This is a genomic window from Rhizobium sp. BK456 (genome assembly GCF_014194045.1).
Classification (GTDB): domain Bacteria; phylum Pseudomonadota; class Alphaproteobacteria; order Rhizobiales; family Rhizobiaceae; genus Rhizobium; species Rhizobium redzepovicii.
On record NZ_JACIAO010000002.1, the window covers coordinates 37525 to 55762 of the forward strand.

General features: G+C 62.1%; 17 protein-coding genes. 8 read left to right on the top strand and 9 right to left on the bottom strand.

From position 1 onward, the window contains the following. Positions 1-10: 10 nt before the first annotated feature. On the bottom strand, positions 11-484 hold the full coding sequence (locus FHX03_RS06465) for a cupin domain-containing protein (protein WP_097629158.1): 474 nt from the start codon (positions 482-484) through the stop codon (positions 11-13). A 90-nt stretch (positions 485-574) separates the two neighbouring features. On the opposite strand from FHX03_RS06465, the gene FHX03_RS06470 reads away from it, so the two are divergent. Further along, a complete protein-coding gene (locus tag FHX03_RS06470; RefSeq protein ID WP_097629157.1) occupies positions 575-1111 on the top strand; it encodes a hypothetical protein in 537 nt (178 codons plus the stop codon). Here the strand turns inward: FHX03_RS06470 and FHX03_RS06475 are convergent. Then, the gene (locus tag FHX03_RS06475) at positions 1108-1878 is read right to left on the bottom strand and encodes a TIM barrel protein (protein ID WP_183853002.1); all 771 of its coding nucleotides are present in this window, start codon (positions 1876-1878) and stop codon (positions 1108-1110) included. The genes FHX03_RS06470 and FHX03_RS06475 overlap by 4 nt on opposite strands. Positions 1879-2021: 143 nt before the next feature. Here FHX03_RS06475 and FHX03_RS06480 point away from each other — a divergent pair, with 143 nt between their 5' ends. Together FHX03_RS06480 and FHX03_RS06485 are read left to right on the top strand one after the other, a co-directional pair. Then, entirely contained in the window at positions 2022-2810 is a 789-nt protein-coding gene (locus FHX03_RS06480) for an SDR family NAD(P)-dependent oxidoreductase (RefSeq protein ID WP_183853004.1), read from the top strand. 201 nt (positions 2811-3011) lie between these two features. Further along, positions 3012-3476 (top strand): RrF2 family transcriptional regulator, encoded by a 465-nt coding sequence (locus FHX03_RS06485; RefSeq protein WP_003590486.1) that lies wholly within the window; start codon positions 3012-3014, stop codon positions 3474-3476. Between the two features lie 68 nt (positions 3477-3544). On the opposite strand, the gene FHX03_RS06490 is transcribed toward FHX03_RS06485, so the two are convergent. Next, the gene (locus FHX03_RS06490) at positions 3545-4672 is read right to left on the bottom strand and encodes an acyl-CoA dehydrogenase family protein (protein WP_183853006.1); all 1128 of its coding nucleotides are present in this window, start codon (positions 4670-4672) and stop codon (positions 3545-3547) included. 261 nt (positions 4673-4933) lie between these two features. On the opposite strand from FHX03_RS06490, the gene FHX03_RS06495 reads away from it, so the two are divergent. Continuing rightward, entirely contained in the window at positions 4934-5710 is a 777-nt protein-coding gene (locus FHX03_RS06495) for a metallophosphoesterase family protein (protein WP_183853008.1), read from the top strand. A gap of 32 nt (positions 5711-5742) precedes the next feature. On the opposite strand, the gene FHX03_RS06500 is transcribed toward FHX03_RS06495, so the two are convergent. The 3 genes from FHX03_RS06500 to FHX03_RS06510 form a co-directional block, all read right to left on the bottom strand. Next, on the bottom strand, positions 5743-8928 hold the full coding sequence (locus FHX03_RS06500) for an efflux RND transporter permease subunit (protein WP_183853010.1): 3186 nt from the start codon (positions 8926-8928) through the stop codon (positions 5743-5745). Continuing rightward, positions 8925-10103 carry an efflux RND transporter periplasmic adaptor subunit gene (locus tag FHX03_RS06505; protein WP_097629152.1) on the bottom strand — a complete coding sequence of 393 codons (1179 nt, stop codon included), beginning with the start codon at positions 10101-10103 and terminating at the stop codon, positions 8925-8927. The genes FHX03_RS06500 and FHX03_RS06505 overlap by 4 nt, the downstream gene beginning before the upstream one ends. A gap of 260 nt (positions 10104-10363) precedes the next feature. Beyond that, positions 10364-11908, bottom strand: a complete 1545-nt coding sequence (locus FHX03_RS06510) for a cation:proton antiporter (RefSeq protein ID WP_183853012.1) — start codon at positions 11906-11908, stop codon at positions 10364-10366. A gap of 244 nt (positions 11909-12152) precedes the next feature. Here FHX03_RS06510 and FHX03_RS06515 point away from each other — a divergent pair, with 244 nt between their 5' ends. From FHX03_RS06515 to FHX03_RS06525, 3 genes are read left to right on the top strand one after another with little or no spacing between them, the layout of a single operon-like run. Continuing rightward, positions 12153-12617 (top strand): MarR family winged helix-turn-helix transcriptional regulator, encoded by a 465-nt coding sequence (locus tag FHX03_RS06515; protein ID WP_003590495.1) that lies wholly within the window; start codon positions 12153-12155, stop codon positions 12615-12617. Beyond that, positions 12610-13833: an HlyD family secretion protein gene (locus tag FHX03_RS06520; protein WP_097629150.1), complete on the top strand. Its 1224-nt coding sequence runs from the start codon at positions 12610-12612 to the stop codon at positions 13831-13833. The genes FHX03_RS06515 and FHX03_RS06520 overlap by 8 nt, the downstream gene beginning before the upstream one ends. Beyond that, a complete protein-coding gene (locus FHX03_RS06525) occupies positions 13826-15367 on the top strand; it encodes a DHA2 family efflux MFS transporter permease subunit (protein ID WP_183853014.1) in 1542 nt (513 codons plus the stop codon). Before FHX03_RS06520 ends, FHX03_RS06525 begins: the two co-directional genes overlap by 8 nt. Before the next feature lie 60 nt (positions 15368-15427). Here FHX03_RS06525 and FHX03_RS06530 read toward each other — a convergent pair whose 3' ends face one another. From FHX03_RS06530 to FHX03_RS06540, 3 genes are read right to left on the bottom strand one after another with little or no spacing between them, the layout of a single operon-like run. Further along, positions 15428-16045, bottom strand: a complete 618-nt coding sequence (locus FHX03_RS06530) for a DNA-3-methyladenine glycosylase (RefSeq protein WP_097629148.1) — start codon at positions 16043-16045, stop codon at positions 15428-15430. Positions 16046-16098: 53 nt separating this feature from the next. After that, positions 16099-16413, bottom strand: a complete 315-nt coding sequence (locus FHX03_RS06535) for a hypothetical protein (protein WP_097629147.1) — start codon at positions 16411-16413, stop codon at positions 16099-16101. A 39-nt stretch (positions 16414-16452) separates the two neighbouring features. Beyond that, positions 16453-17361 (bottom strand): LysR family transcriptional regulator, encoded by a 909-nt coding sequence (locus tag FHX03_RS06540; RefSeq protein ID WP_097629146.1) that lies wholly within the window; start codon positions 17359-17361, stop codon positions 16453-16455. A 119-nt stretch (positions 17362-17480) separates the two neighbouring features. Between FHX03_RS06540 and FHX03_RS06545 the strand changes: the two genes are divergently transcribed. After that, positions 17481-18224, top strand: coding sequence for an SDR family oxidoreductase (locus tag FHX03_RS06545; protein ID WP_018243332.1), 744 nt, complete (start codon positions 17481-17483; stop codon positions 18222-18224). The last annotated feature ends 14 nt before the right edge of the window (positions 18225-18238 follow it).

Below are 18238 nucleotides of genomic sequence, written 5' to 3' on the forward strand. Positions count from 1 at the left end.
TCGGCATACATCAGCGATGGATCGGGTCGATCCAGGGCACGTCTTCAGGCTTTTCCACCGGCTCGATATCGAGATTGACGACAATGGGTTCCTGGCCTGAGCGGACGAGCACGCATTCCAGCGTCTCGTCGCGGCTGGCGTTGATCTCCTGGTGCGGCACATAGGGCGGGACATAGATGAAATCGCCGGGACCGGCCTCGGCGGTATATTCCAGGTGCTCGCCCCAGCGCATGCGGGCCTTGCCCTTGACCACATAAATGATGCTTTCGAGATCGCCGTGATGATGAGCGCCGGTCTTGGCATTGGCGTGGATCGTCACCGTACCGGCCCAGATCTTCTCGGCGCCGGCGCGGGCGTTGTTGATTGCCGTCGCACGGTTCATCCCCGGCGTCTGGGCGGTGTTCGGATCGAGCGAATTGCCGGGAATGACCTTGACGCCATGCTCCCGCCAGTCGATGTGGTGATGCTCGTGATCGTCGCTCATGCCTTGCCTCCACCTTCGATATGAGGAACTTAAGTGGGCGCGGCACGGCGGCCAAGCGGATTTATCTTTGTGCGTCAGAAAGAGGACCCAATGAGCCACCTCCCGCAGATCGATTACGACACCGCTTCACAAGAGGTTCGGGCGGCGCATGACGAGGAAGTCAGGCTGCGCGGACGCATGACCAATATGAAGCGGACGCTGCTGCATTCGCCGGCCGCCCATCGCATCTACGCCGAATGGTTCACGCTGCGGGCCGAGCTCGACCCCATCATCAGCGACCGGGCGATCTGGATCTTTTCGCATGCGATTTCGAAGGCGGCGAAATCGAAGATCGCCGTCACCTTCTTTCGCCGGGCGCTGATCAACAAGGCTTTCAATCCCGACGCGCTCAAACTGTCCGAGGAGGAAGCTTTGCTCGACGCTTTCGGCAAGGCGATCGTCGCCGATTCCAATGCGGTTCCGACCGAACTCTGGGCGAAGCTGAAACAGCGCTACGACACCAAGGTGCTGGTCGATCTCGTCGCCTTTGCCGGCATCATGCTGGCCACTGCCGTCTTTAACAATGTCGTCGAGGTCGATTTCGACCCCGAGCTTGAAGCCTTTGCCGAAGGCGCCAACCCGACCTAACCGTCGAGCGAGGCGATCGCGGCCATGACTGCGTCGGCGCCGGTTCTGGTCGGCCGGTATTCCAGGCCGACGGCGCCGTCATAGCCGTTGGCGAAGATCCAGCCGAGGCGATGGGCTAAGTCGATGCCGCCGGAGCCAGGTTCGTTGCGGCCGGGATGATCGGCGACATGGACGTGGAAGACACGGTCGAGACGGCCGTCCAGCACCTCTTCGGTGCGTTCGTCCATCACCGCGGAATGGTAGATGTCGTAGACGATGCCGATCTCGCGGCGGGCGATGTCATCGATGATGTCGAGACCTTCGCGGGTCGAATCGAGGAAATAGCCGACATGATCGATGCGGATGTTGAGCGGCTCGACGCCGAGGCGCACACCGCCGCCTGCAAGAATATCGGCGCCGGCCTTCAGCGTTTCGGTGAGCGCCCGGCGCTGCTCCTTGCGGCTCACGCCCGGAAGATCGTTGCCGGCCTGGGCAATCAGCACCGGCGCGCCGAGACGCTTTGCGGCCGCGACGGATTCGGTAAGGCCTTTCAGCCATGCCTGCCGGTTGCCGGCGTCGGTCAGCGCGATCATCGGCTCGGCGACGAGGCTGGTGACGGCAAGGCCGGTTTCATCAAGCGCCGCCTCGATCGCGTCCAGATCCTTGTCGGTCCAGCGCCAGAATTCGATGGCCGTCAGGCCGCCGGCATGGGCGCGGCGGACGCGATCGGGAAAGCTGTCGCCTTCTTCGGCAAACAGCCACTCTATGCAGGCTGAATAACGTCGCATGAAAACTCCTCGCATGTGGGGATGCAGGCTGCGACAGATCGGTGCCCGCCGCAAGAGGCATCTCAGTGCTTGACGCGCGGTTACATTGGCGGAACATTCGGCACATCAGGCCGGAACCGCCGGCCGCTTGCGCGGAGGAAAATATGGATCTGGGACTGAAGGGAAAGACCGCCGTTATAACAGGCGCGTCTGTCGGGATCGGCTTGGCGATCGCCGAGGGGCTGGCGGCTGAGGGGTCCAATCTCGTGCTGGCGGCCCGCGGCGGCGAACGGCTCGAGGCGGAGGCCGCCCGTATCGCCGAGAAGTACGGCGTCAGCGCCGTCGCTGTTGCCGCCGATGTGGCGACGGTCGACGGAACGGAGGCGATCATTGCGGCGGCGGCGGAAAGAGGCGGCGCCGATATCCTCATCAACAATGCCGGCACCGGATCGAACGAGACGGTGATGGAGGCGCCCGATGAGAAGTGGCAGAGCTATTGGGACCTGCATGTGATGGCCGCGGTGCGGCTTGCGCGCGGCATCGCCCCTCAGATGAAGAGGCGCGGCGGCGGCGTGATCCTGCACAATGCCTCGATCTGCGCCGTCCAGCCGCTCTGGTACGAGCCGATCTACAATGTCAGCAAGTCGGCGCTGATGATGTTTTCGAAGACGCTTTCGACCGAACTCATCCCGGACAATATCCGCGTCAACTGCGTCAATGCCGGCCTGATCCTCACCCCCGACTGGATCAAGACCGCCAAGCAGTTGACCGCCGAAACCGGCGGCAACTGGGAGGGCTACCTGCAGAGCGTCGCCAACGAGCATGCCGCCTCGAAACGCTTCGGCACGCCGGAGGAACTGGCAAACGTCTTCGTCTTTCTGAGTTCGGAGCGGGCGAGTTATTGCGTCGGCTCGACCTATTTTGTCGATGGCGGTATGCTGAAGACGATCTGAGCGAGACGACAGCGCAGCGCTGTAACACTTTGAACTTGGCGGTAGCGGCATTGCTCGGTCGGTTCCAAGACTGCCGGGCGGCCGGTGACGTTGCCGATATAAGCTATAAATAATAGCTATTTTGTTGTATGTTCACGCTTTTGACGCTATTTGCCTGCTATTGGCAGGGGTGAATACTGCGTTTTCTACAGGGCAATGACGATGCTGACGAAAAAGGGAAAATATGGGCTGAAGGCGCTGGTCGACCTGGCGCGGCTGGCGCCCGGCGAGACCGCCTTCATCAATGACATCGCCGCCCGTAATAATATCCCGAAGAAGTTTCTCGATACGATCCTGCTCGAACTGCGCAATGTCGGCATTCTGCGCTCGAAGAAGGGGCCGGGCGGCGGGTATTCCCTGTCGCGGCCGGCCTCCGAAATCCGCATCGGCCATGTCATCCGCACGCTCGACGGGCCACTGGCGCCGATCCGCTGTGCCAGCCGTACGGCTTACGAGGCCTGCGACGACTGCGCCGATCCGGAAACCTGTCAGGTGCGGCGCTCGATGACCGATGTTCGTGACGCGATCGCCGCCATTCTCGACAATATGAGCCTCGAGCAATTCGTCGCCGCCGGCGGCCGCATCGACGGCCCCAAGGAAGAATTGCCGATCTCCGCCGCCAGCTGAATTGAATGCATGTCGCTCGGAAGTGTGTAGCGGTTCCGGGATAACGACATGCATCAAGACAAAGAGCTTTAGACGTCGCCGGGCTTCGACCGATATTCGCCTGCAGCACGCACCAGCCTGTCCCGTGGGAGCGATAGAGCGTAAATGCGGGCATTGCGCCAATGCCGGTCGAGATTGAGCCCGATGCCGGCCGATGTTTCCCCTGCCAGTTCGAACAGCGCGTTTGCGGTGTCGAGTGACGTTTCCCCGGCGAGGATCGCGGCCGCCGAGGCGGAGAAATGCGCGTCCGCCATCGCGGCCTCGACGGGATTGACCTGTGCAATGTCGAGTTTACGGCCAGCCCGTTCTAAGGCTGCCGCCGTCGCTTCGATGCGGATGGCGCGTTCGCCGATGCGGGGAAGGACCGTCGTGCCGGGATCGCCAATTGCCGTCATCAGGTCGCTCCAGGCGGCCCGGGCGATGCCGAGGCTGACACTTGCCTTGAGCAGCAGGCTGAGCGAGACACCGGTCGAAACGTCGGAGGAGGGGGGCGGCGCAATCGCATCGGCACTGACGTAAAGCGTGCCGACGATGGCCGTAGCCGATCCATTGGTGCGCTGGCCGAAGCCATCCCAATCGTCGACCACCTGCAAGCCTTCGTCGTCGCCTGCCAGGTAAAGGGTGACTGGACGGCTGGGTGGAGCGGCGGCTACAGCGGCGATCCAGTCGGCGAACAAAATACCGGACGCCTGTCGCGTTCGCCCGCTCAGGCGGTAACCTGGGCCTTCGGCCGTAAGCTCGGTTCCTTCGATAAAGGTGGCGCCTGCAAAGCGGTCCCCGAGCAACACGCGGGCAAACAGCGATGCCTGCAGATCCTCGGTCGCCTGGGTGCGCAGCGTTTCCAGCACACAGAAATGGTTTTCCAGCGCCTCGCCGATCGAGGCATCGCCCTCGGCAATGATTGCGACGATTTCCGCGAGCAGCGCGTTCGATACGTCGAGCCCTTGATGGTCGGGCGGAACAGTGATCGCCGTCAGTCCCGATGCCGACAGCGCGTCGAGTTCGGCAAAGGGCAGTACGCGGTTGATGTCGCGTTCGCTCGCCTGGTGCCGGAATGCGGCAGCAAGGGCGCGGGCGGTGGATATCGCCTCCTCTTCACTTTCGATGCGATGCGCGGGAGGCCTTTTTCTATCCTGAAACTGCGATACCGTTCCCATCGGTCACTCTTTCCTACGGCGCTCTGCGTCTTTTCGGATGGCGAAGAACGCTGCAACAGTTTGACTCGGCGCCTCGTGCCTTCCGAAAATCGCTCCAATCGTCGGGCCGATGGCAGGCATACAGGAGTGAGGGATCGGCCCTCGAATGATAAGGCCGGTTTTTCTACAAAACTCCAAGGCTTTGAATTTTCTTACCAGCTTGATTGCCTTGTTTTCGCCTCTACTTACCGGCAAGTGGGGCTTCCTTGATTGAGAAACATGATGAGCGATACTCTTGCTCGCAACGGCGAGGTTTCGAAAATGGCACGCCAGTCGAGACCACGTCTGACGCTGGATATTGCCGCGATCCCAACCTATGCGATCGGCGACATTCATGGGCGGTTCGATCTGCTTGCGAAAGCCGAGGCGGCGATCCTGCGCGATGCCGCGCGGCTGCCGGGGCGTAAACTGATCGTGATGCTTGGCGACTATATCGACCGCGGACCGGCATCGGCCCAGGTCATCACCCATCTCATGGCGCCGCCGCCGGATGATTTCGACCGTATCTGCCTTGCCGGCAATCATGAAATCGCCATGCTCGACTATATCGACGGCTGGATTTCCTATGACGAGTGGATGCGGATGGGTTCGGCGGAGTCGCTGAAATCCTATGGCCTCGATCCGGAGCATCTGCCGCTGGTCTTTCCTTCAGGCGCAAAGCTCGATTCCTTCCTGCGCCAGTCGCTGCCGCGCACGCATATCGATTTCATGCGGGCGATGCCTGTGATGCTGGAGACTCCAAATGTGATTTTCGTGCATGCCGGCATCAATCCGAAGCTGCCGCTTGACGAGCAGACGGACGAGGATCTGGTCATGATCCGACAGCGGTTTCTCGAAAGCCGGGTGCCGCTGCCGAAGCTCGTCGTTCACGGTCACACGCCGAACGACGAGCCCGACATACGGCCGAGACGGCTCAATCTCGATACGCGCGCCTACCGCAGCGGCAAGCTGACCGTCGCCCGCCTGTGGCAGGGTCAGGTGCATCTGTTTTCCACCTGACTTCCGCCTTCTCGGCCTCCCGCTGGAGCGGATCAGACCGTTTCGCTTTCAACCGGGACGGCCTCCACCGTTTTTTTCGCCGGCTGCTTGCGGCGCCACCCGCGCAGCACGACGTAGAAGACCGGCGTCAGGAACAGGCCGAAGATCGTCACGCCAAGCATTCCCGAAAAGACGGCGGTGCCGAGCGACTGGCGCATTTCCGCGCCGGGGCCGGTCGCGATGGCAAGCGGTAGAACGCCGAAGATGAAGGCGAATGCCGTCATCAGGATCGGGCGCAGGCGAAGATGGCTGGCCTCGATGGCCGCTTCCACTGGCGACTTGCCCTCGTCTTCCGCCTGCCTGGCAAACTCGACAATCAGAATGGCGTTCTTGGCCGCAAGACCGATCAGCACGATCAGGCCGATCTGGGTCAGGACGTTGTTGTCCATTCCCCTCAGCGAGACCCCGATCAGCGCCGCGAGCACCGCAAGCGGCACGATGAGAATGATCGCGAGCGGCAGAACCCAGCTTTCATATTGTGCCGCCAGCGCCAGGAAGACGAAGACGACTGAGAGGGCGAAGATGTAGACGGCGGTGTTGCCGGTATGGGTCTCCTGATAGGCGAGTTCCGTCCATTCGAAGGTTGTCCCCTGCGGCAGGATCTTCGCTGCCAGCGCTTCCATCTTTGCGATGGCGTCGCCCGTCGATGTGCCAGGCGTCGGATTGCCCTGAAGCGGCACCGAGACGTACATGTTGTAGCGTTGGACAAGTGCCGGGCCGCTGGCATCCTGGATATCCATTAACGTTCCAAGCGGAACCAGCGCGCCGGTCGCCGATCGAACCTTCAGGGCGAGGATGTCTTCCCTGTCCATGCGATATTGCCGGTCGGCCTGCGCGCGAACCTGGTAGACGCGGCCGAACGCATTGAAATCATTGACGTAAGCGACGCCCAGATTGATGGAAAGCGCGTTGAAGATATTGGGGATCGGCACATTCAGAAAGCGTGCCTTGTCACGGTCGATCGCCAGGAAGTATTGCGGGCTTGCATCGGAGAATGTCGTAAAGACGCCGGTCAGCCCCTCGGTGGTGGCCGCGGCACCCATCATCTGGCGGGCGAGGCCGAGCACGCGCGTCATGTCGGCGTTTTCAAGATCGGAAATCTGCATCTTGAAGCCGCCGGAGTTGCCGACGCCACGCACGGACGGCGGCGGGATGGCAATGATGAAGGCTTCCTGGATGCTTTGCAGTTTGCCGTAAAGCTCGCCGATGATCTTGTTGGCGTTTTCTCCGCCTTCCTCACGTTCGGCAAAGGATTTGAACGGCACGAAGACGACGCCCGAATTCGAGGCATTGGTGAACGTTGCCCCGCTGAAGCCGGCAAATTGCACGGCGTTGCCGACACCCGGCACGGTCCGGGCGATATCACCCACCTGTTTGACGACGGCGTCGGTACGCGCCAGCGAGGCGCCGTCTGGAAGCTGTATGACGACGATCGCGTAACCCTGGTCCATGGTCGGGATGAAGCCCGCGGGAACGCGCGTGCCCATGTACCAGGTTGCTCCGAGCAGGCAGACGAAGGCAATCATCGCGGCTGTCAATCCGACCCAACTACGGACCAGATGCCGGACGATCCATGAATAGCCGGAACTCATCCTGTCGAAGCCGCGATTGAAACCGTCCGCGAGACCTCTGCCAAACCGTGCGGCGATATTCGCGCGCCGGGTTTCGTGGTCGTGGGTTTTCAGCAATATGCCGGCGAGGGCGGGCGACAGTGTCAGCGAATTCAACGCCGATATCGCGGTGGTGACCGAGATCGTCACGGCGAACTGCCTGTAGAACTGGCCCGATATGCCGGGAATGAAGGCTGTCGGCACGAACACCGCGATCAGCACCAGCGAGATGGCGATGACGGCGGTTCCGACTTCGTCCATCGTCACATGGGAAGCTTGCTTCGGTGTCATGCCGCGCGCCAGATTGCGCTCGACATTTTCCACGACCACGATCGCATCGTCGACGACGATACCGATCGCCAGTACCAGCCCGAACAGAGTGAGCATGTTGAGCGAGAAGCCGAACGCCAGCAGGATGGCGAAGGTGCCGATCAGCGAGACCGGAATGGCGACGATCGGTATGATCGCGGTTCGCCAGGATTGCAGAAAGACGAGAACGACGATCGCCACCAGGATGGCGGCCTCGGCGATGGTTCTATAGACCTCGCTGATCGAATCCGAGATGAATTCGGTCGTGTCGTAGACGATGCGATATTCCAGCCCCTCGGGGAAATTCTGGGAGATATCCTTCATCAATGTCTGGACCTGATGGGCCGTATCCAGTGCATTGGTTCCCGGCCGGGCGAAAATGCCAAGGGCGACCGCCGGGTCGTTGTTGAGGTAGCTGTTGGTGACGTAGTCCTGGGCGCCGAGTTCGATACGGGCGACATCCTGCAACTGCACGAGCCGGCCGGCGCCCGTCGATTTGACGATGACGTAGCGGAACTCGCGGACGTCGGAGAAGCGTCCGTCCGTTCGCACCGTATATTCGAAGGCGTTCTTGCCGGTGACAGGCGGCGCGCCGATCTTGCCGCCGGAGACCTGGACGTTCTGGTCCCGCAAGGCGGAGACGACGTCGTCCGAGGTCATGCCGTAGGCCGAGAGCTTTTCCGGATCGAGCCAGATGCGCATCGAATACTGGCGCTCGCCGAAGAGCTGCACGTCGCCGACGCCGTCAAGGCGAACGAGGACGTCGCGGATGCGGTTGCGGGCGTAGTTCGAGACGTAAAGCTGGTCATAGCGGTGCGACGGCGACAGCAAGTGCACCACCATCATTAGGTCGGGCGAACTCTTGTCGGTGGTCACGCCGAGCCGCTGCACCTCTTCCGGAAGGCGAGGCAGCGCGATCGAAACACGGTTCTGGACAAGCACCTGAACCTTATCGAGATCGGTGCCGAGCTTGAAGGTGATCGTCAGCGACATGGCGCCGTCGGCGCTGGAATAGGACGACATGTAAAGCATGTCTTCGACGCCGTTGATCTGCTGTTCGAGCGGGGTCGAAACGGTGTCGGCGATCGTCTGCGGATCGGCGCCGGGATAGGAGGTGCGCACGACGATGGTCGGTGGCGCGATCTCCGGATATTGGGAGACCGGCAATTGCGTATAGGCGATGCCGCCGACGACGAGAAAGAGGATCGAGATGACGGCCGCAAAGATCGGCCGGTCGACGAAGAAGTGCGCAAATCTCATTGTCCGTTCTCCGCATTGGCGGCTTCAGGCGGGGTGTCCTGGCGCTCCTGCGGCAGTTTGGTCATCTGAGGCGTGATCGTCGATCCCGGGCGGGCGCGCATCAGGCCGTTGACGATGATCGTCTCGGTGCCGTCGAGGCCCTCGCGGATCACACGATAGCCGTAGAGCCGCGGGCCGGGCCTCACGGGCTTGGTCGAAACCTTTCCTTGCGCGTCAACCACATAGACGACGCGTTCATTCTGGTCCGAGCCGATTGCTTCGTCCGGGACGAGAATGGCCTGGTAGGTGTTGGAGGCTTCGACCTGAATGCGGCCGAAGAGTCCGGGCTGAAGGACGAGATCGGGGTTGGGGAAGCGGGCGCGCAGACGAATGGTGCCGCTCTCATTGTCGACCCGGTTCTCAGCGAAGTCGAGTTTCCCCTTGAATGGCTTGGCAGAAGGATCCGAGATGGTGACGGATACATCCAATCCGCCGCCGCCCTGCTGAAGTTCCTTACCCATTTTGCGCGCCGTGTCGGCGAAATTCAGCAGGCGGCGCTCATCGACGTCGAAATAGAAATCGATCGGGTCGAGCGAGACGATGGTGGTCAGCACGGTCTGGTCAGTCTGCACCAGGTTGCCGGCCGAGATCAGCCGGCGGTCGATGCGGCCGCTGAGCGGCGCTTTGATCTCGGTATATTCCATGTCGAGAGAAGCGCGATCGGCGGCGGCCTGCGCACCGCGGACATTGGCCTCGGCCGAATCGAACTCACGGCGGCGATCGTCCAGCGTCTGCGCCGCCTGGCTGCCGCTCGCGGTGAGCGATTGTGCGCGCTTAAACTGCGCATCGGCAAAGACCAGAGCGGATTGCGACGCTTCGAGCGTCGCCTTTGCCTGGCTAAGCGCGGTGACGAACGGCCTCTGGTCGATGACGAACAGCAGGTCACCCTGCTTGACCAATGCGCCGTCCTGGAAATGGATTTCCTGCAAGTATCCACCGACACGCGAGCGAACGGAGACTTCGTCGACCGGCTCGAAGCGGCCAATGAACTCGTCGCTGTCGACGACATCGCGAACGACCGGCTTGGCAACGGTGACGGGAGGAGGGGCGGATGGTGCGCCCTGTGCCATGGCGGCCAGGGGCATGAACGTGGTGATGCAGCCGAGCATCAATATCCGTCGAAGCACGTAAGTCATACCGGTCCCTCCAATCGCGACGGCCGATAGACTGCCGCCGAACCTAAGATAAGGTGATGTTATTTCATGTTTTGCTGCTTTGAACGAAGGCGTGGCCCCCGCGATTTCCCCCGGCGTTCAATCCATAGGAGGGAAGGCCGGCACGCAATGCACATCGGAAAAATCGTAACTTGTGGAACCGGATATAAACGGCAGCGGCGAAAAATAGCAAATGCCAATTGGCCGGGGTTGCGAAATCCATCAAAACTTCATGGATGGCGTCAGCTCTCGACGATCTCGTCGCGGCCGGGCGGCAGGACGGCGAGTTCGGCCCAGTCGAGCTCCTGTTCCAGCATGTGGAAGACATCGTCGTCGATCTCGTCGGCGCGGCGCATCGCTGCCAGTTTGCGGCGTTTGGCGGCAATGACGCTGCGGCGCTGCTTATCGAGGCTGCTGACTTCGCGTGGATGTTTCCCGTCGGCGGTGATCTCGCGCTCGGAGGTGTAGACGTCACGCAGGATGCGCGTGGATTTATCCTCGCCGCCGGCAAGTTGGGCCAGCGCCGCATCGATCAACGCGACCCGGGCCTTGGTGAGGTCGCGGTCGAGTGAGGTGTCCGGCTCGAATTTCAGGAAGCGGATCAGCGGTCCGAGCGTCAGGCCCTGGACGATCAGGGTGCCGAGAACGACGGCCAGCGCACTGAGCAGGATGATGTCGCGATCGGGGAAGTCGATCGGCAGCGCGAGCGCGGTCGCCAGCGTCACGAGGCCGCGCATGCCGCACCAGCCGGCGAGCAGGCTGGTGGCGAAGGTGGGAACGGCCTGTCTGGTGTAGCCGCGCTCCGCGAGGAAGGTGATCACGCGGTTATAAAGGAGCACCCAGGCCAGGCGCACGCCGATGACCGTGACGAAGACCGCGGCGGCCAGGGTGATTGCGAAATTCAGCCGGCCGGGATCGAGGTCGAGGACGATCTGGCGGACTTGCAGGCCCATCAGCAGGAAGGCGAGCACGTTGAGCAGGAAGACCGCGGCTTCCCAGACCGAATAGGAATGAATGCGGTGGCGGGCGGTCTGCCGCTCGGGCATGTAGCGGGCGATCACCATCGCATAGACGACGATGGCGAGAATCGCCGAAAGGTGCAGCCGCTCGGCGATGATCCAGGTGCCGAAGGTGGCGACGAATTCGAGCAGGGTGCCGCCGAGCGTGCCGGCGAGCTTCAACCCGACCACCATGTAGAGACGGCCGAGGAGATAGCCGAGGATGAGGCCGCCCGGCACCGCCAGCGCCAGCTCCGCCAGGGCGCCGGTGAAGAAGGCGGGGCTTGCGGCGGCCGCCACCGCAGCGCTGAAGATCAGGAGCGCCACGGCATCGTTGAGAAGGCTCTCGCCTTTCAGGATCACATAGGTCTGGCGCGGCAGGTCGAAACGGTCGAGCATGGCGGTCGCCGCCGCCGCATCCGGTGGTGCGACGATAGCGCCGAGTGCGACGGCTGCGGCGAGCGGCAGGCCGGCCATGGTCACGCTGACGGTGGCAACGGCAGCGGTTGTCAGGACCACGGCGATGGCGGCGAGCGAGAAGAGCGGCAGCCAGTTGCGTCGCAACGTTCGCGGCGGCAGGTCATAGGCGGCGTCGAAAAGCACCGGCGCGATCAGCAGCGCCAGCGCCAGTTGAGGATCGATCGCGACCTCGGGTGCCCAGGGGACGGCGGCGACGATGATGCCGGCGATCGCCAGCATGGTTGGATAAGGGATGCGGAATTTCCTGGAGAATTGCAGGAAGACGATCGCCACCAGCAACAGCGTCAGCATGCTTTCGAAGAACGCCATCGAACCCTCCTGCGCACCTCCGGCGGAGGCGATGTCTGCCCGAAACTAGGGCTGAAGCCGGGCTGCCGCCACTGGACGGAAGTCTTGCACGGACAAGAGTGGCGAATTGCGAGCCTTCCGGTCGCAGCTGCGGCATTTTGGCTGCGCTTGCGAAATCCTGCGACCGTGCCCTTGCGCGCTCGGCATGCTCAATATATCTACCGATATTATAAGTATGCTTATAAATTAATGATCGCAGGTCTTCATGAGCGCTACTCCGACCCTCGGCTTCCTTCTCCACGACGTCGCACGGCTGCTGCGCAAGCGGTTCGAGCAACGTGCGAAGTGCCTTGGGCTGACCCGGTCGCAATGGCAGACGCTTGCCTATCTCTCGAATAACGAAGGCATCCATCAAGGCGGCCTTGCCGAAATCCTCGAGGTCGAGCCGATCACGCTGGTGCGCATCCTCGACAAGCTCGCCGAACGTGGGCTGATCGAGCGCCGCCAGCACCCGACCGATCGGCGGATCTGGCTGCTCTACATGCGCGACGAGGCGCACCCGCTGCTCGCCGAAATGCGCGAGCTTGGCGACACCACCCGCGCAGAAGCGTTGCAAAGCATTACGGCCGAGCAGCGCGAGCAGCTTTTCCACATCCTATCCGTAATGAAGACGAACCTGGTTCAGGCATGCCGGAGCCCGGTCGACGAGAATGAGACGAACGATGGCTGATCAATCCCCCCTCCGCGTCGTTGCCGACGCCAATGCCAAGACACCTGTCGAAGAAAACCAAGCCAAACAGCAGGAAACGGTAGCCGAAGCGCCTCCATCCAATTCAGCGCCGGCTGCTGCCGTGGCTGCGCCTGGCGGCAACAAGGTCCGCCGCCGGCGCAGTCTCACGCGGCCGATCCTGTTCGCCCTGCTGCCGGTCGCGCTCGTCGTCGGCGGCTATTATTACGTCAATGGCGGCCAGGTGATGTCGACCGACAACGCCTATCTCCAGGCCGATATGGTCGGGCTCACCACCGATGTCTCAGGCATCGTCGAAAAGATCGACGTGCATGAGAACGAGGCGGTCAAGGCAGGGCAGGTGCTCTTCAGCCTCAGGGCCGATTCCTTCAAGATCGCGCTCGATGGCGCCAAGGCGCAGCTCGGCGTGCAGCGCAACCAGATCATGAACCTCAAGGCCAGCTATCAGCAGTCGCTGGCCGAGATCACGCAGGCGCAAGCCGACCTGCCCTATTACCAGGATCAGTTCGACCGGCAGCAGAACCTCGTCAACAATGGCAGCGCGACGCAGTCGGCCTATGACGAGGCCAAGCACAATCTCGAAGCCGCGCAGCAGAAGGTTGCCGTCGCCAAGGCGGAAGCTGCAACCACGCTTGCCCAGCTCGGCGGCTCGGCCGACCAGCCGATCGAGGAGAACCCGCTCTACTTGCAGGCCAAGTCGAATGTCGACAACGCCCAGCGCGAACTCGACCACAGCGTCGTCAAGGCGCCGTTCGACGGTATCGTCACCAATGTCAACGCGCTGCAGGTCGGCTCCTACCTGCAGGCTTCGCAGCAGGCCTTCTCGCTTGTCGCCACCGATCACCTTTGGATCGCCGCCAGCCCGAAGGAAACCGAGCTCACCTATGTCAAATCAGGCCAGACGGCCGAAATCTATGTCGACACCTACCCGGGCGTGATGTGGAAGGGCAAGGTCGAGAGCATCAGCCCGGCCTCCGGCTCCAGCTTCTCGCTGCTGCCGGCGCAAAACACTACGGGCAACTGGGTGAAGGTCGTCCAGCGCATTCCGATGCGCGTCAGCATCGAGGACAGCGAAGGCAAGCCGCCGCTGCGCGTCGGCATGAGCACGGTGGTCGATGTCGAGACCGGCCATGCCCGCGGCCTGCCCGACTTCGTCAACAAGCTTCTGGGTCGGCCTCAGGGCAAGGATGATGAGTAACGCTTCTGCTTCTCCGGCGAGCCCGGTTGCCAATCGCGGTGCGATCACGGCCTGCGTCATTCTCGCCGTCATCATGCAGGCGCTGGACACGACGATCGCCAACGTCGCGCTGCCCTATATCCAGGGCAGCGTGTCGGCCTCTGCCGACCAGATCAACTGGGTGCTGACTTCCTATATCGTCGCGGCGGCAATCATGACGCCGCCGTCGGGCTTCCTCGCCGCCAAGTTCGGCCGCAAGCGCGTGCTGCTCGTTGCCATCGCCGGCTTCGTGGCGGCCTCCGTTCTCTGCGGCCTGGCGCAATCGCTCAATCAGATCGTCGCCTTCCGCCTGCTGCAAGGGCTGTTCGGCGCATCGCTGGTGCCGCTTTCCCAGGGCATCCTCCTCGATATCTATACGGTCGAGGAGCGCGGCTCGGCCATGGCCCTCTTCGGCGTCTCGGTCATGGTCGGACCGGTCCTCGGGCCCGTCATCGGTGGCTGGCTGACCGACAATATCAGCTGGCGCTGGGTGTTCTACATCAACGTGCCTATCGGCGCGCTTGCCTTTGCCGGTATCGTCGTCTTCGTTTCGGAGACGAAGAGGGATGTGCTCGCCAAGCTGGACTGGTTCGGTTTCGGGATGATGAGCCTGTTCATCGCCTCGCTGCAGCTCTTCCTCGACCGCGGTGAGCAACTCGACTGGTTCTCCTCCGGTGAGATCATGCTGGAAGCGATCATCTGCGCCGCCGCCTTCTATCTGCTTCTGGTGCATACGCTGACGGCGGAGAAATCCTTCGTCAATCCGAAGCTGTTCCTCGACCAGAATTTTTCGATCAGCATGGTCTTCATCTTCGTGATCGGTATTACCTATCTCGCCTCGCTGGCGCTGATGACGCCCTATCTGCAGACGCTGATGGGCTATCCCGTCATTACCGCCGGCATCGTCATGGGGCCGCGCGGGCTCGGCACCATGCTCTGCATGTTCATCGTCGGGCGGCTGGTCGGCAAGGTCGATACGCGCGCCTTGCTGGCGCTGGGCCTCGGGCTCACCGCATGGGCGATGTATGACATGACCGGCTGGACACCCGACGTCTCGCAATGGACGATCGTCTCGGTCGGCTTCATCCAGGGCGCCGGTCTCGGCTTTCTGTTCGTGCCGCTGACTACGATCGCTTTTTCCACGCTGCCCCCCCATATGCGCGGCGACGGCACCGGTCTCTACAACTTGTCGCGAAACATCGGCTCGGCGGTCGGCATCTCGATCGTCTCGGCGCTGATCGTCGAGAACACGCAGAGCAATCATGAATCGATCGCGGCCTATGTGACGCCGTTCAATCACGCTTTCAATGCGGTGGCTGCGCAGGGGCTCAGCCCGGTGACTGCGGCCGGCCGCGCCTCGCTCAACGAGGTCATCACCCTGCAAGCGACGATCATTGCCTATATGGACGATTTCAAGCTGCTGATGCAGATGTCGCTTGCAGTCATCCCGCTGGTGCTATTGCTACGCAAACCGAAGGCAGCACCTGCCGTCGACCACAGCGCCGTGATGGAATGAACTCCAGGCGTTGCCGCACTTCTGGACGGAAAACTGCGTCACGCTTTTCGGCATCATGCTCTAGCGGAACGGCTTGCTGAGATAACGCGATCCCTGAATGCCGAAGCGCCATAGTGCTTCGGCATTTTTGGTGATGCCGATGCGTTTTCCCGAGACGATCGGCACCGGTGCGGACGGCGTGATCGCATAGGGCGGGCGATCGAGCAGCCTGTCATTGATCTCGATATCGATGCCGAGTGCCTGGCAGAGCTTGCCGGGACCACTGCAGAGCGACGTCAGCATATCGGTGCCGCGCCGCTCGATCATCACAGGAATTCCCGTTTCTGGCTCCAGGGCGCGGATGAGTGCAGCCGAGCCCGGATGGCAGACGAAATTCAGGCACCAGTACATGCCGTAGATGCGGTAGATATAGACGTTGCCCGGCTTGCCGTACATGGCGAGGTTGCGCTTGGTCGGGCCGCGGAAGCTGTGCGAAGCCTCGTCATCGGGGAAATAAGCTTCGGTCTCGGTGATGCGTCCGCCGACGCCGTCCACGGTCAGATGGCAGCCGAGCAGGTCGCGAGAGACGGTGATCGCATCGCGCTCGAAAAACTTCCTGAGGCTTTCGCCGGTGAGCGTGCCGGTGCCGATCCCACCTGATATCGTTCCACCATCGGTCATATCAGACGCAGATAACATTCAACGCGCCTATCGTCATCCCAAAACCGTTTCATCTGTTTGCGCGACAGGGGTCAGCGGCCGGCGCTCGGATCGCGCATCGGGATCGAGGATGATGTGACCGAGACCGGGTCGCTCGCTGGGAAGGAGTCTTCCAGGCCCTCCTCCAGCTCTTCCTCGAGCAAAGCGGGGTCCTTGCTGCGCGCGCCGTCGCCATGGGCAGGTTCGATCGCTGCGGCAAGCAGGGCCTTGGCACGCAGGACGGCGTTTTCCGACGTCAGCTCAGGCGTGCTGCGCAGCGTCACGGCAATGCTGTCTTCGCCTTCGCCGCCGAATTCGACGACGAAGCCGTCTTCCGTCTGGTAGACGGTGATATCGTTGAGTGCCATGGCCGTTCTCCGCGGGCGCTCATATTAGCAAGGCGCATTTTAGTGAAGCGCGTTTTCGGAATTTTGTCGAGCGAAGACCTTTACCAGCCAGTCGATGAAGACGCGCACGCGCGGCGAAAGCTGGCGGTTGCGGGGGTAGAGCAGGGAAACCGGCGTGGGGGTCAGCGGAAAATCCTGCAGCACGCGGACCAGCGTGCCCGCGGCAAGGTCCTTTTCGGCGTGATAGCGCGGAATCTGGATCATGCCGAGGCCCATCCTCGCCGCTGAAATATAGCTTTCGGCGGCATTGACCGCGACGGTGGCGGGAATGGAGATGTCACGCACCGTGCCGTCGACGATGAATTCGAGCGGCAACAGACTGCCGGTGCTGCTGGAGCGGAAGCCAACCATGCGATGGCCGTCAAGCCGGTCAGGGTGCTGCGGCGGGCCATGGGTGGCGATATATTCAGGAGAGGCGAGTGTCACCTCATCGAGCAGGGCAACGCGCCGGGCGACCATGTCGCTGTCTTGCGGCGTGCCGACGCGCAGCACGCAATCGATGCCTTCGCGCACCAGATCGACCAGCCGGTCGCCCTCGCTCATGTAGAATTCGATCTCGGGATAGGTCTCTAGAAAAGACGGCAGGCTCGGCAGCACGAAATGCCGGGCGAGCGTGCCGTGCACATCGACGCGCAGCAGGCCCTTCGGCTTGGCGCCGGCGAAAGCGCCTTCGGCATCTTCGATATCGGCAAGGATCGACAGGCAGCGCTGGTAATAGGCTTCGCCGTCGAGCGTCGGGCTGACATGGCGTGTCGTGCGCTGGAGCAGACGCACGCCGAGGCGGGCTTCGAGCTGCTTTATCGCATCGGTGACGGTCGAGCGCGGCAGGCCGGTGTCTTCGGCGGCAAGCGTGAAGCTGCGGCGTTCCACGACGCGGCAAAACACGCGCATGGCATCAAATCTGTCCATCTAGTTGTTCGTAATTCCCGGATAGTGATGCCGGATAATGCCTGATTATCCGTAGAATGAACAGGTGCATCTTCTCCTCATTGAAAACGCGCTGCGGCGCATGATGAAGGAGAAGGACAATGGCTTCCAAAGAAAACGGCAAGGTGGCACTGGTCACCGGTGCTTCCCGCGGCATTGGAGCGGCAGTCGCCCGACGCCTCGCCAAGGACGGTTTCACCGTCGTCATCAACTATTCCGGCAATGCCGCTCCGGCCGAGGAATTGGTCCAGGAGATCGAGCAGGCCGGCGGCAAGGCGCTGACGGCGAAAGCCGATGTCAGCGACGCCGAAGCCGTCCGCCGCATGTTCGATGCCGCGGAAGCCGCTTTCGGCGGCGTCGATGTGCTTATCAACAATGCCGGCATCATGATGCTCTCTTCGCTTGCCGAGGCCGATGACGCCAATTTCGATCGGCAGATCGGCGTCAATCTGAAGGGCACCTTCAATACGCTGCGAGAAGCCGCCAAGCGGCTGCGTGACGGCGGCCGGGTCGTCAACTTCTCGACGTCGGTCGTCGGCCTGAAGCTCGAAACCTATGGCGTTTACGCTGCCACTAAGGCTGCCGTGGAAACATTGACGGCGATCATGGCCAAGGAGATGCGGGGCCGCAACATCACGGTCAACGCCATCGCACCTGGCCCTGTGGCCACCGACCTCTTCCTCAACGGCAAGTCGGACGAACTGATCGCCCGCATGGCGAAGATGAACCCGCTGGAACGCCTCGGCACACCTGAAGACATCGCCGCTGCGGTTGCCTTTCTTGCCGGTCCGGATGGCGGCTGGATCAACGGCCAGACGCTGCGCGCCAATGGCGGCGTGATCTGATGAAGGGCTGGCGG

Bases quoted from the DNA above. Each gene is read 5' to 3' on its own strand.
- FHX03_RS06540 (WP_097629146.1), bottom strand. From the start codon at position 17,361: ATGGACAGATTTGATGCCATGCGCGTGTTTTGCCGCGTCGTGGAACGC.
- FHX03_RS06480 (WP_183853004.1), top strand. From the start codon at position 2,022: ATGGATCTGGGACTGAAGGGAAAGACCGCCGTTATAACAGGCGCGTCT.
- FHX03_RS06495 (WP_183853008.1), top strand. From the start codon at position 4,934: ATGAGCGATACTCTTGCTCGCAACGGCGAGGTTTCGAAAATGGCACGC.
- FHX03_RS06465 (WP_097629158.1), bottom strand. From the start codon at position 484: ATGAGCGACGATCACGAGCATCACCACATCGACTGGCGGGAGCATGGC.
- FHX03_RS06490 (WP_183853006.1), bottom strand. From the start codon at position 4,672: ATGGGAACGGTATCGCAGTTTCAGGATAGAAAAAGGCCTCCCGCGCAT.
- FHX03_RS06545 (WP_018243332.1), top strand. From the start codon at position 17,481: ATGGCTTCCAAAGAAAACGGCAAGGTGGCACTGGTCACCGGTGCTTCC.
- FHX03_RS06475 (WP_183853002.1), bottom strand. From the start codon at position 1,878: ATGCGACGTTATTCAGCCTGCATAGAGTGGCTGTTTGCCGAAGAAGGC.
- FHX03_RS06530 (WP_097629148.1), bottom strand. From the start codon at position 16,045: ATGTTATCTGCGTCTGATATGACCGATGGTGGAACGATATCAGGTGGG.
- FHX03_RS06500 (WP_183853010.1), bottom strand. From the start codon at position 8,928: ATGAGATTTGCGCACTTCTTCGTCGACCGGCCGATCTTTGCGGCCGTC.
- FHX03_RS06505 (WP_097629152.1), bottom strand. From the start codon at position 10,103: ATGACTTACGTGCTTCGACGGATATTGATGCTCGGCTGCATCACCACG.
- FHX03_RS06525 (WP_183853014.1), top strand. From the start codon at position 13,826: ATGAGTAACGCTTCTGCTTCTCCGGCGAGCCCGGTTGCCAATCGCGGT.
- FHX03_RS06515 (WP_003590495.1), top strand. From the start codon at position 12,153: ATGAGCGCTACTCCGACCCTCGGCTTCCTTCTCCACGACGTCGCACGG.
- FHX03_RS06510 (WP_183853012.1), bottom strand. From the start codon at position 11,908: ATGGCGTTCTTCGAAAGCATGCTGACGCTGTTGCTGGTGGCGATCGTC.
- FHX03_RS06535 (WP_097629147.1), bottom strand. From the start codon at position 16,413: ATGGCACTCAACGATATCACCGTCTACCAGACGGAAGACGGCTTCGTC.
- FHX03_RS06470 (WP_097629157.1), top strand. From the start codon at position 575: ATGAGCCACCTCCCGCAGATCGATTACGACACCGCTTCACAAGAGGTT.
- FHX03_RS06485 (WP_003590486.1), top strand. From the start codon at position 3,012: ATGCTGACGAAAAAGGGAAAATATGGGCTGAAGGCGCTGGTCGACCTG.
- FHX03_RS06520 (WP_097629150.1), top strand. From the start codon at position 12,610: ATGGCTGATCAATCCCCCCTCCGCGTCGTTGCCGACGCCAATGCCAAG.